Source organism: Lacimonas salitolerans, assembly GCF_042677865.1.
Classification (GTDB): domain Bacteria; phylum Pseudomonadota; class Alphaproteobacteria; order Rhodobacterales; family Rhodobacteraceae; genus Lutimaribacter; species Lutimaribacter salitolerans.
Map to the genome: position 1 here is coordinate 1 of NZ_JBHUDD010000155.1, position 11982 is coordinate 11982.

An 11982-nucleotide genomic window follows, 5' to 3' on the forward strand; every position below is an offset into this window, starting at 1 on the left:
CTACCCCCCGGGTGGGTCATTTTTAAATGATCACGATGGGTCAGTTTTGAATGCAGATTGACAGATGGGGTCATTTTCCCGTTTGCCCTTCTGGCAGCGTACGCTCAGTCAACGTAGCTGCTGACGGCAGCAAGATCGATGGAGGACGTGCACGTTCTCCATTATCAAAGTGTAGCGGGAGAGGTAGCGGCCTCCAGGCCGTTCGAGTTGGGCTCACGAGCGTGCGATAGGCCCGCTGATCGGACCGAGCCCTTGCTGCCGGAAGTGACCCATGGTTTGATTTGGGTTCCTTCCTCGACGCGCGACCCTGAAATCGAAGTGTTCAGCCGCAGCCGCAAAAAATATCGCCATTCCCGATACTTAAAATCTATTCACCAAATCGGCACAGGCAACAGGTCCAGAGAATATCGGCCCTGAGAGACCGCTTCCGGGCCACCTGGCAGCAGGGGCAGTGTTCAGCCCCTCCCGCATAACCCTCTAAAACAACGGAAAAATCCGGCCGCAGCTGGGTCGGGAGAACCATTTCGTTAGGGCAAGTGGCGGAGCGAGAGGGATTCGAACCCTCGAGACGGTTCCCCGCCTACACACTTTCCAGGCGTGCGCCTTCGACCACTCGGCCACCGCTCCGTGGGCTGGGTTTTAGACGCAGGCCCCCCCGGAATACAAGAGCGTTCTTGCAAATGGCTTGCCATCGTTGCACCGCGTCCCACCATCGCCCATACTCATTGTGCAATCGCAGAAAGAGCGCACCGCAGATGAACCGTCCCACCGACCGCCTGACACAACCCGACGCCAAGTCCCCGTCGCGCCACGCAGACCCGTACCGGCTGCAAACCGCGGCCCTTGTGATCATTGCTTTCGCGGTCGTGCTGTTCTTGCTGGTGCAGGCGCGTTTCCTGCTGATCTCGCTGGCCACGGCGATCGTGCTGTTCGCGCTGACCTCGGATGCGATCAACTTCATCGCGCGACAGCGGGTGGGGCCGTTTCGCGTGCCCAACTGGCTGGCTTCGATCGTGGCTTTGGTGATGATCTCGACGGCGCTGCTGACGCTGACCTCGATCATTCTGACACAGGTCAACACGGTGCTGTCCACCACCCTCACCTATACCGACCGCGCCCCCGAGGCGCTGGCCGCGATGTTCGCCTGGATGGGCGAGGATGTGGAGCAGGCAGTGTTCAACTCTGTGCGCACGGTCGAGGTGTCGGGCTACCTGCGCTCGTTGGCCGGCCAGGCGGGCAACCTGATGCAGGCCACGGTCCTGGTGATCCTGTTCGTGGGGTTCCTGTTCGCCGAACGGATCTGGTTCACCACCAAGCTGACCAATTTCTTCGGCGACCCCGAACAGGCCGAGCGGGTCAGCCGCATCATGGGCTCGATCATCCACCGGGTGAACTATTACCTACTGGTCAAGTCGCTGGTCAGTGCGGTCACCGGTCTGATGGTCTGGGCGGTGGCCTATCTGTTCGGGCTGGATCTGGCGGTGGCGATGGGGATCATCACCTTCATCCTGAATTTCATTCCCAATGTCGGCTCCATCGTGGCGACGGTTCTGCTGGCGCTGGTGGCCTATGTGCAGTTCGCCGATCCGACCATGACGCTGGCGATCTTCCTGATCGCGGGAACCATCCAGTTCGTGAACGGCAATATCATCGACCCGATGCTGATGGGCCGGGCGCTGCGGCTGTCGTCCTTCGGGATCATCATAAGCCTGGCGTTCTGGGCGGCGGTCTGGGGCATCCCGGGAATGTTCCTGTCGGTGCCGATCATGGTGGGGCTGATGATCGTGTGCAGCCATGTCCCCGAGCTGCGGCCCATCGCGATCCTGCTGTCGCGCGAGGGGCTGCCCGAAGAGGATGACGACATCGGCCCGTCACAGGGGGCCGACAAAGCCGACCGGCCCCCGACCTCGGCCTTTGCGCCGGACCCTGACAGCAAGGCAGGCTGACAGACTGCCACCGTAGGGTGGGTGCCAACCCACCCCGCGCACGGGGGCACACGAGGTGGCGGTCACCCCGCTGCGTCAGTCGTCCAGATGGATCGCGACGCGGCGGTTCTGCCGGCCCTTCTTTTCGATCTTGCCCAGACGCAGCCGGCCGATCTCGCCGGTGCGTGCGACGTGCGTGCCGCCGCAGGGTTGCAGATCGACCTGCGCTTCGCCCTGGCCGATGCGGATCAGGCGCACCCGCCCCTGCCCCATGGGCGGCATCACCGACATGGTCTTCACCAGCCCCGGATTGGCGCGCAGCGCATCATCGGTGATCCAGTCCTCGGTAATGGGCAGATCGCGCGACACCAGGTCGTTCAACGCCGCCTCGACCGCGTCGCGATCCTCGGGGGCTTCGGGCATGTCGAAATCCAGCCGCCCCTTTTCGGCGGTGATCGCGCCGCCCGAGACCGGCATCGGGATCACCACGGACAGCAGGTGCAGGGCTGTGTGGATGCGCATGTGGCGGTAGCGCCGCTCCCAGTCCAGCGTCTGCATCACCCGCGTCCCCACCGGCGGCAGGGCCACGGGTTCGGCAGGCACAAGGGCGATCTGCGCCCCGTCCGCCTTGACCGCCGTGGCGATATCGACGCCGCCGCCTGTCCAGTCCAGCCGCCCGGCATCGCCCGGCTGCCCGCCGCCGGTGGCATAGAACACCGTGCGGTCCAGCACCACACCGCCCTCGGGCGTGTGGGCGGCCACCGTGGCATCGGCCTCGCGCAGGTAGGGGTCGGCAAGAAACATCGGCTCGGTCATCTTCCATCTCCATCGGGGGCATCCACGCCCATGTCACTTTCTTCCAGATGTGCGGCGGCGGCGGGGTCACGCTTCACGGGGGCGGGCGTGCCCTCGCTTGCCACGGGCGCAGCCGGGCTTGGGGCGCCACCGGTCAGCACCTCGGGATTGCGCAGCCAGATGTCGCGCTGCGCAAAGGGAATCTCGATCCCTTCCTCGGCGAACCGCCTTGCGATATCGTGATTCATCTCGGATTTCACGCTCAGCACCCAGTTCACATCGCGCAGGATCGCGCGGATCTCGAACTCGAGACTGTCGGCACCGAACCCCATGAACAGAACCCCGGGCGGGGGTTGCAGCAGCACCAGCGGATGCGCCTCGGCGACCTCGCGCAGGATCGCCTCGACCTTTCGGGTATCGGTGCCATAGGCCACGCCCACCGCCACGATGACCCGGCCCACGGTGTTGCCGCGGGTAAAGTTGGTGACCGTCCCGCTGACCAGATCGGCGTTGGGGATGATCACGTCGGTCCGGTCAAAGGTCTCGATCCGGGTCGAGCGCACCGAGATGTCGCGCACGAACCCCATCTGCCCGCCAACCTCGATCCAGTCGCCCTGGCTGATCGGACGCTCGATCAGCAGGATGATGCCCGAGACGAAATTCGACACGATCGTCTGCAGGCCAAAGCCGATGCCGACCGACAGCGCCCCGGCCACGATGGCCAGACCCGACAGGTCGATGCCCGCCGTGGTGATCGCGATCAGCCCCGCCAGAAACAACCCGACATAGCCAAGCCCCGACACCACCGCCGTCTGTCCGCCGGTGTCCAGCTTGGTCTTGGGCAGCACCGTTGTGCGCAACGCACCCTGCAACAGCCGGGTGGCGGTATAGCCCATCACGAACACCACCACGAAGGTCAGGAAATCGGTGGGCGATATCCGCGTGGCGCCCATCTGGAAGCCTTCACTGAACCGCGTGTAAAGCTCGCTCAGGTCGCTGACCCGCGCGCCCCAGATCAACGCCAGCAAAGGCATCGCCAGAAAACTGAGCGTGAAACCGATCAGCACCGGCACCAGCGCGTCCCGCGCCCCTTCTTCCGATCGGGTCAGCAGCGCGTAGACGTCGAACACCAGCGCCTGCAACAGCGTCAGCGTGCCCAGCAGCACCAGCGTCGCGGTGGTGGAATAGATCAGCAGTTCGAACGCGCGCGCAAACCCCAGGATACCAAGCAGCAGACCGCCGACCCCCACCACCCAAAGACCACGTCCCACCAGGGCGGCCAGGAAATAGCGATAGGGCCGCGTGGTGGTGTCGTCTTCCTCTTCAGGGGCCTCGTACTTGCGCAGGGTCTTGCCAAACCGCCACAACAGCACCGCCGCGATGGCGAGGATGGGAAACATCAGCACCCCGCGCGACACGTCGTTGACATCGGTGGTTGCCACCAGCAGCCTGATCATCACCCCGGCCGACAGCACCCATGCCAGCCAGACGAAAATCCGCCGGGCCTTGGCCGCCGTCCGTGGCTCCATGTCCAGCGGGTTGCCCCGGTTGCCCTCGCGCGGGGTGAACAGCATCGTCATCAGCCAGCGCGAGACGATGATGTAGACCGCGATGCTTGGCAGACCCTCGACGATGGAATCGCCGCGCGGCCCCAAAAGCCCAGTGGTCTGCAATGCCAGCGAGATCAGGTAGACGCCGCCCAGAGGCAGGATGATGTTGCCCAACGACAGCACGAACTCGACCACACCGCGCCCGCGCCGCGTGTTCGCGCCCACCCGTCGCACCAGCCAGTCCACCCAGAACCGGCCCCGCAGCGTCAGGATCACCCCCAGCACCCCAAGAAAGATGGACCCGGCAAGGCTGTCCCAGAACTGCTGACGGCGGATCGGGTTGTCCCACTGGCCGCGCACTTCGGTCCAGATCGCCCGGACACCCGCGCTCATCCCGTCATAGGCGGCCATCCAGCCACCGGGGTTCAGCGGCGAGGTCACCCGTGCCGTTACTTCCTCGACCGAGCGTTGCCGCACCAGCGCATCCACCTCGGCGATCAGGCGATCGGCCTGGGCGTGGGCCTCGGCGGCCAGTTGCACAGGCACGCGCAGATCCGCAAGGCGATCGTTCAGGCGCTGACGTTCGGCCGCGATACGCTCGGGTTCGCTGGCACCCTCCTCGGGTGCAGTTCCAAGCGCGCTGATCTGGCTTTGCAGGGTACGGATACGCCCCGCGTTGACCGATTGCATTTCAAGAAACTGCGCCCGCCACCGCACCAGATCCTCGCGCATGATGGACAGCGCAAAGTTCGATGCCCGCCTGGCCTGCAACGCATTCTCGGCGCGCGTTGCCAAGCCTTCCCACTGCGGATCGTCATAGGCCGGCACCGCCCCAGACACTGTCGTTTCCGTAGTGGCCGGGGGGGCAATGGGCGACAGGCTGGGCGCGTCGGGATCGGTCTGCGCACCGGCAAGACCCGCCCACAAGAACAGGCATAGCGAAAGACAGGCGACAGATAACCGCCCGATGTCAGGCATCTTCGAAAACCCCGGGCACCGACCGGCCCGGGCCTGTCATCCATTCCGGGACCGGCAGGCCCTTTTCGGTCAGGAACGCAGGGTTGAACAGCTTGGACTGATAGCGCGTGCCGTAATCGCACAGGATCGTCACGATGGTATGGCCCGGCCCCATGTCGCGCGCCATGCGGATCGCGCCCGCCACGTTCACGCCCGACGACCCACCAAGACACAGCCCCTCGTCCGACAACAGGTCGAACACCACCGGCAGCGCCTCGGCGTCGGGGATGCGATAGCTGAAATCGGGGGTGAACCCTTCAAGGTTGGCGGTGATGCGGCCCTGCCCGATCCCTTCGGTGATCGAGTTGCCGGGGTTCTCCTGCCCGGTATACAGCTTGAACAGGCCAGCGCCCTCGGGATCGGCCAACCCGACCTTGACGCCCCTGGGCTGCAAGGCCATGCCCACGCCTGCCAGGGTGCCGCCCGAACCCACCGCGCAGATGAAGCCGTCGACCTTGCCGTCGGTCTGCTCCCACACTTCCGGTCCCGTGCCTTCGACATGGGCCTGACGGTTGGCGACGTTGTCGAACTGGTTGGCCCAGATCGCGCCCTTTTCCTCAGATTGCGCCAGCCGCTCGGCCAGCCGCCCGGAATAGCGCACATAGTTGTTGGGGTTCGAATAGGGCACCGCGGGCACCTCGACCAGCTCGGCCCCGGCCAGCCGCAGCATGTCCTTTTTCTCCTGGCTCTGCGTCTCGGGGATCACGATGACGGTGCGAAACCCCATCGACGCGCCCACCAGCGCCAGCCCGATGCCGGTATTGCCCGCGGTGCCTTCGACGATCGTGCCGCCGGGCAGCAACAGCCCCTTTTCCACCGCGTCGCGGATGATGAACAGCGCCGCGCGGTCCTTGACCGACTGGCCGGGGTTCATGAACTCGGCCTTGCCGTAAATCTCGCAGCCGGTGATCTCGCTGGCGCGGCGCAACCTCAGTAGCGGCGTGTTACCGATGGCCCGGGCCAGATCCTGTGCAATGCGCATGTCGCGTCCCCCTGTCTGTTGCCCACAGGTTTATGGGGGCAGACACGGGAACTCAAGCGGATGCGCGCAGGTGCTCACGATGTCGTGCCAGCCACAGCAGCATCGCCACCAGCGGCATGGCGTTGATCTCGCCGCTGTCGATCAGCGCCATGGCACGGTCAAAGCTGATGATATGACTTCGGATATCCTCGTTCTCGTCGGCCAAACCATCGTTATCCTGACGCCGCGCGGTCAGATCGCAGACCCCCAGAAAACAATGAAAATGCTCCGAGGAATAGCCCGGCGACGGATAGGCCGCCATCATGCGTTTCAGATCGCCCAGTTCCAGCCCGGCCTCTTCCACCGCCTCGCGGCGGGCGGTATCCGCCGGGGCCTCGCCCGCATCCACCAGCCCGGCGATCGGTTCCAGCGTCCAGGGCACAGGATCGCCGCGCCAGATCGGGCCAAAGCGCAACTGCTCGATCAGCAACACCTGATCGGTCGCCGGATCATAGGGCAGCACCAGCGCCGCATCGAAGGCCACGAAGGTCTCGCGCTGAAACCAGTCGCTGAACCCGCCGTCAAAGCGGCGGTGGCGCAGGTCGAAATGCTTGATGCGAAAGAACCCGTCAAACCCGGTGGGCCGCGCCACGACCTCCAGGTCACCGGGCTGCACATCGCGGCGCAGGGCGGTAGGGGCAGGCTGTTCGCCCATCATCCGCGCCCAGGCCCGCGCCCGGATGAACGGATAAATCCGCGCGATCTGCTCGGGCGGGGTGGTGCCCATCCGCTCCATCACCTCCTGCGCGGCCCGCAGGCTCAGCGCGGCATCCCGCGCCACCCAATCGTCCAGCGACCAGCGGCCGCCCGCCTGCCACTGCCCTGGATCGGGGAAATAGATCTCCGCCACCACCGGGCCATCTGCGGTTTCCACCGTCGCTTCGCGCAGCGTGTAGCCAAACCCGCCTTCGTAGAAGTCCAGCCGCGCCAGATCATCAGCCGACAGGTTCTCCAGCAGCAAGCCATCGGCCTGCGCCCCCGCCTCGGGCAGGATCATCGGAAACCCCTGCCCCGCCACCGTGCATACCGCATGTCCGGGCAGGCTGGCCGGGCGCAGCGCCTCGGGCGCGCGCCCCAGCACCACGCGCAAAAGCGGCAGATGCCGCAGGCTGCCATACAGAAACACCGCCATGGATCACCGCCAGACGCGCGAGGCGCGTTCCGCCAGAACCGCGCTGACGATTCCACCGACCAGCAGCGTACCGATCACCGCGGGCGTGGCCATGACTGCCAGATACTCGACCCCGATCTCGAAAACACCGACCATCGCCTCGATCGGCCCGTCATAGCGCCGCTTGTTGGCCAGCGCGAACATCTCGCGCGAGGATTGCAAAAGCAGCCCCCAGAACACCAGCACCACCGCCGAGGTCACGCCCACCCCGATGGCATTGGTCATGCCGCGCCCGGTGCGGCTGCCGATCACGATCCAGCCGACCACCGCGCCGATCGCCGCATTCAAATACTCGAAGATGCCAAAGACCGTCGCCTCGGGCATCAGCGGCATGATCAGTTGCGAGGCCAGCCAGCCCGTGATCGCAAGGAGTATCGCGGCCACAAGGCGCGCGGCGGTAAAGGTCATGCGGGTTTCGTCACCGTGATCTGAGTCACGTCGCAATTTCCGCTATGAAAGGTCGCCGCGCAAGAGGTCAGGTAAAAATTCCACATCCGGCGGAACCTGTCGTCAAAGCCAAGGCTGGCCACCTGATCCCATTTGTCGTTGAACGTGTCGTGCCAGCGGCGCAGCGTCTGGCTGTAGCTTTCGCCGAATTCGATGTGGCGCGCCACCTTCAACCCGGCCTTTTCCACCTCGGCCTTCAACACCGAAGGCGCGGGCAGCATTCCGCCGGGAAAGATGTATTTCTGGATGAAATCCACGCCCCGCTTGTAGACCTGCCAGCGGCGATCCTGCACGGTGATGATCTGAAGCGTGGCATTCTTGCCGGGCTTCAGCCGCTCGCGCAGCGTGTCGAAATAGACCGGCCAGTAGCGCTCGCCGACAGCCTCGAACATCTCGATGCTGGCAATGCCGTCATAGCTGCCACGCTCGTCGCGGTAATCCTGCAACTTGAAGGTCACCAGATCGGAAAGCCCCGCCTGTTCAATACGTTGCTGGGCATACTTGAACTGTTCTTCGCTGATGGTCAGCCCGGTCACGCGCAGCCCGCGCTCCTTGGCGGCATATTCGGCGAACCCGCCCCAGCCACAGCCGATTTCCAGAATGTGATCGCCCGGCTGCGCGCCCATCTGATCGACCATGCTGGCATACTTGGCGATCTGTGCCTGCTCCAGACTGTTCTGACCCGGTTCGAACAGGGCGCTGGAATAGGTCATCGTGTCGTCCAGCCACAGGCCATAGAATTCGTTGCCCAGATCATAGTGATAGCTGATGTTCCTGCGCGCCTGCCGCTTGGAGTTCGATTGCAGCCAGAATCGCGCCCGCTCGTAGGCGCGCACCAGCCCCATGCCGGGAAACCCGTCGTACATCTCGTCGTTCTCGTCATGGACCAGATCCATGAAGGCCTGCAGGTCCGGCGTGCTCCACCAGCCATCCAGATAGGCATCGCAGAACCCCAGATCGCCGTCGCGGATCAGACGGGCAAAGATGTCGGGGTTGTGGATGTGCAGTTCGGCCACGAATCCGGGGGCCCGCCCGTCAGCCCGAAAGTGCCGCCCGTCCGGCATCACGAAATCCAGCCGTCCGCGCTCCATACGCTGCGCCATCTCGAAGACACGGGTGAAATACCGTGGCAAATCCTTTTGATTTTCTGTTGTTGTCAGGATCATCCGCTTTTCCCCCTGCGGTTTCTTTGGCGTGTTTTTGGCCAAGGCTGGCGACAGTTAGCCCACCGGGCAAGAATTTCATCCATTTTTATGCGGCTTATCCGTCAGAACGTGCGGTTTTCATAGGCCTCCAGCGCCCTTTTTCGCCCAACATCCAGCGCCACCACCGGCGCAGGGTATCCCATGTCGGGCGACAGGCCCCAGGTGCGCGGCACCGCGTGGAAGAAATCCAGCGCCGTTTGCGGCGGCTTGCCCTGCCCTTCGGCGATCCATCGGCGCACATAGCGTCGGTCGGGGTCAAACTTGTCGCGCTGGCCATCGGGGTTGAACACCCGGAAATAGGGTGTGGCATCGGGGCCAGAGCCCGCCGCCCATTGCCAGCCCATCGCGTTGCTGGCCGGGTCCCAGTCGATCAGGCAATGTTCGAACCACTTTTGCCCGATGCGCCAGTGGCTGAGCAGGTGCTTGGTCAGATAGCTGGCCACGATCATGCGGCCCCGGTTGTGCATCCGGCCCGTGACATAAAGCTCGCGCATCGCGGCATCGACCAGCTCGATCCCGGTGCGGCCCTGTTTCCAGCGCGTGACGGCCTCGGTGTCGTCCTCGTTCCACGGAAAGGCATCCCAGTCCTCACGCCAGTTGCCGGTCAGGATGCGCGGGGTGTGCCAGGCCAGATGATAGGCGAATTCGCGCCACACAAGTTCCTTCAGGAAGGTCTCGGCCCCCGGCTTGCCCTCGTGCCGCGCGCGCAGGCCCGCGTGCCAGCATTGATGCGCGCTGATTTCGCCCAGGGCCAGGTTTTCCGACAGGCCGGACGTGCCATCCTCGGCCAGCACATCGCGCATCTGCCCATAGTCGCTGATCTTGTGGGCGATGAACGCGCCCAGGCGCGCCTGCGCCGCCGCCTCGCCCAGCCGGACATGCGGGCGCACAATATCGCCCCCGCGATTCATCGCGGCCCCCATCCGCCAGTCGTCCAGATCGTCGCTGGCGGGCCATGTGTCGGGCGCAGGGATGCGCCCCGGCGCGGGCAAGGGCGGCTCGACCTCGCGCGTTTTCACCGCGTTCCAAAACGGGGTATAAACCTTGTAGAGTCCACCCTGCTTGGTCTCGACCGTCCAGGGCTCGAACATCAGGTGCCCGCCGAAACTGCGCGCGTCGATGCCATCTTCCTTCAGCGCGGCCTTGACCGCCTTGTCGCGCGCCACCGCGTCAGGGTCATAGGCGCGGGTCCAACAGACCGACCCCGCCCCGGTCTCGGCCACCAGTTCGCGCAGGGCGGTCAGCGCCTCGCCGCGCCGCAGGATCAACCGGCTGCCTGCATCCGCCAATGCCTGCGCGTGATGCGCCAGCCCAAGCCCCAGTCGCCACTTGGGCGCGGCGCCAAGGGCCTCGACCTGATCGTCATGGATGAACACCGGAATCACCGGGCCTCCGGCGGTGCAGGCGGCGCGCAACGCCGGGTGGTCGCCGAGCCGCAGATCGCGGCGCAGCCACAGGATTACAGGGGATGTATCGGCCAAAAGCTGCTCCATTTCTTGTCAAGGAATACGCAGCAACCCCGCAGCCAGATTAAAGAATCTCTTCCAGCGCCGCGATCAGGCGCTGCACCTCGTCCGCGCTGGTGTAATGCACGAAACTCAGACGCAGAACACCCTGATCGGCATCCACCCGCATGCCTTGCAGCGCGCGGACAGCATAGAAATCGCCACCCCCCGCCATGATGCCACGCTGCGCCAGTGCCGCCGCCAGCGGGGCGGCGGGCTGACGCGCATCCACCGCCACCGTGGGCGCGCGCGCCTCGGCCCGGTCCGGCCCCAGCAGGCGGACCGAGTTCTTGGCCTTGAGATAATCCAGCACGGGCTGCAACAGCTGCGTTTCATGCCCGCGCATCAGGTCATGCACCCCATCCGCCCGCGCCGCGGCATCGCCGGTGATCCCGTGATGCCCGGCCAGCGCGTCGAAATAGTCGGCCATGCCCGCGCAGGCCGCCACCTGTGCATGATCGGGCCCGGCAGGCGTGAACCGCTTGTACAGCGCCTTTTCGTTGAAGAAATGCGCCTGATTGGGCAGCTGCATCCCCAAGGCGCGGCGCATCACCATGATCCCCTGATGCGGGCCATAGGTCTTGTAGGCCGAAAACAGGTAGATATCCGGCCCCATCAGCCCCACGTTGGGCAGGCCGTGCGGCGCATAGCTGACGCCATCGACACAGACGAAGGCTCCCGCCGCATGGGCCATCGCGGTGATCTCGACCACCGGATTGACCTGCCCCACCACGTTGGAACAATGCGGAAAACACACCAGCCGCACGGTTTCATCCAGCAGGTCTGGCAGATCCTCGGGGTCCAGCATGCCGGTTTCGGGGTTGATCTTCCACTCGCGGATCTCGATCCCCTCCTGCGCCAGCCGCCGCCAGGGGCCGGAGTTGGCCTCGTGATCCTGATTGGTCACGACGATCGCCTCGCCGGGCTGCATCCATTGCCGGAAGGCTTGCGCCAGGACATAGGTGTTGGCCGTGGTCGACGGACCAAAGCTCAGCTCGTCGGTATCCACCCCCATCATCGCGGCCAGCCGGCTGTGCGCCTCGTCCATTTCCTCGCCGCCCAGACGGCTGGCGTCATAGGGGCCATAGGGCTGCACCTTGCGACTGTGATAGAACCGCGTCAGCCGGTCGATGACAGGCGCACAGGTGTACGACCCGCCCGCGTTCTCAAAGAACGCCTGCCCCTCCAGCGACGGCTCGGAAAACGCGGGAAACTGTGCCCGCACGAAATCGATATCCAGATCCATCTTGCATCCCCTGTCTGTGCCGGGCGCCACTCAAGGCGAAATGCCCCCGCAGCGCAAGACCCCGCACCGTATCCTTTGATTGGGTCCCGCGCGCGCACCT

At 64.9% G+C, this 11982-nt stretch carries 9 protein-coding genes and 1 tRNA gene; 1 reads left to right on the forward strand and 9 read right to left on the reverse strand.

Annotation, left to right across the window (positions count from 1 at the left end):
* Positions 1-537: 537 nt before the first annotated feature.
* Positions 538-627: transfer RNA gene (locus ACFTOW_RS17440), tRNA-Ser, on the reverse strand.
* Between the two features lie 128 nt (positions 628-755).
* Here ACFTOW_RS17440 and ACFTOW_RS17445 point away from each other — a divergent pair.
* Positions 756-1946, forward strand: coding sequence for an AI-2E family transporter (locus tag ACFTOW_RS17445; RefSeq protein ID WP_379918078.1), 1191 nt, complete (start codon positions 756-758; stop codon positions 1944-1946).
* 75 nt (positions 1947-2021) lie between these two features.
* Here ACFTOW_RS17445 and ACFTOW_RS17450 read toward each other — a convergent pair whose 3' ends face one another.
* From ACFTOW_RS17450 to ACFTOW_RS17485, 8 genes are all read right to left on the reverse strand, one after another.
* Positions 2022-2741: an alanyl-tRNA editing protein gene (locus tag ACFTOW_RS17450; protein ID WP_379918080.1), complete on the reverse strand. Its 720-nt coding sequence runs from the start codon at positions 2739-2741 to the stop codon at positions 2022-2024.
* The gene (locus ACFTOW_RS17455; RefSeq protein WP_379918083.1) at positions 2738-5248 is read right to left on the reverse strand and encodes a DUF3772 domain-containing protein; all 2511 of its coding nucleotides are present in this window, start codon (positions 5246-5248) and stop codon (positions 2738-2740) included. Before ACFTOW_RS17455 ends, ACFTOW_RS17450 begins: the two co-directional genes overlap by 4 nt.
* On the reverse strand, positions 5241-6269 hold the full coding sequence (locus ACFTOW_RS17460) for a cysteine synthase A (protein WP_379918085.1): 1029 nt from the start codon (positions 6267-6269) through the stop codon (positions 5241-5243). The genes ACFTOW_RS17455 and ACFTOW_RS17460 overlap by 8 nt, the downstream gene beginning before the upstream one ends.
* 52 nt (positions 6270-6321) lie before the next feature.
* Complete coding sequence (locus ACFTOW_RS17465; RefSeq protein ID WP_379918087.1) at positions 6322-7440, reverse strand: gamma-glutamylcyclotransferase; 1119 nt, start codon at positions 7438-7440, stop codon at positions 6322-6324.
* Between the two features lie 3 nt (positions 7441-7443).
* Positions 7444-7887, reverse strand: coding sequence for a TrgA family protein (locus ACFTOW_RS17470; protein WP_379918089.1), 444 nt, complete (start codon positions 7885-7887; stop codon positions 7444-7446).
* Positions 7884-9092 carry a class I SAM-dependent methyltransferase gene (locus ACFTOW_RS17475; RefSeq protein WP_379918091.1) on the reverse strand — a complete coding sequence of 403 codons (1209 nt, stop codon included), beginning with the start codon at positions 9090-9092 and terminating at the stop codon, positions 7884-7886. The genes ACFTOW_RS17470 and ACFTOW_RS17475 overlap by 4 nt, the downstream gene beginning before the upstream one ends.
* A 101-nt stretch (positions 9093-9193) precedes the next feature.
* Positions 9194-10612 (reverse strand): cryptochrome/photolyase family protein, encoded by a 1419-nt coding sequence (locus ACFTOW_RS17480; RefSeq protein ID WP_379918093.1) that lies wholly within the window; start codon positions 10610-10612, stop codon positions 9194-9196.
* 49 nt (positions 10613-10661) lie between these two features.
* A complete protein-coding gene (locus ACFTOW_RS17485) occupies positions 10662-11882 on the reverse strand; it encodes an aminotransferase class V-fold PLP-dependent enzyme (protein ID WP_379918096.1) in 1221 nt (406 codons plus the stop codon).
* Positions 11883-11982 lie beyond the last annotated feature (100 nt).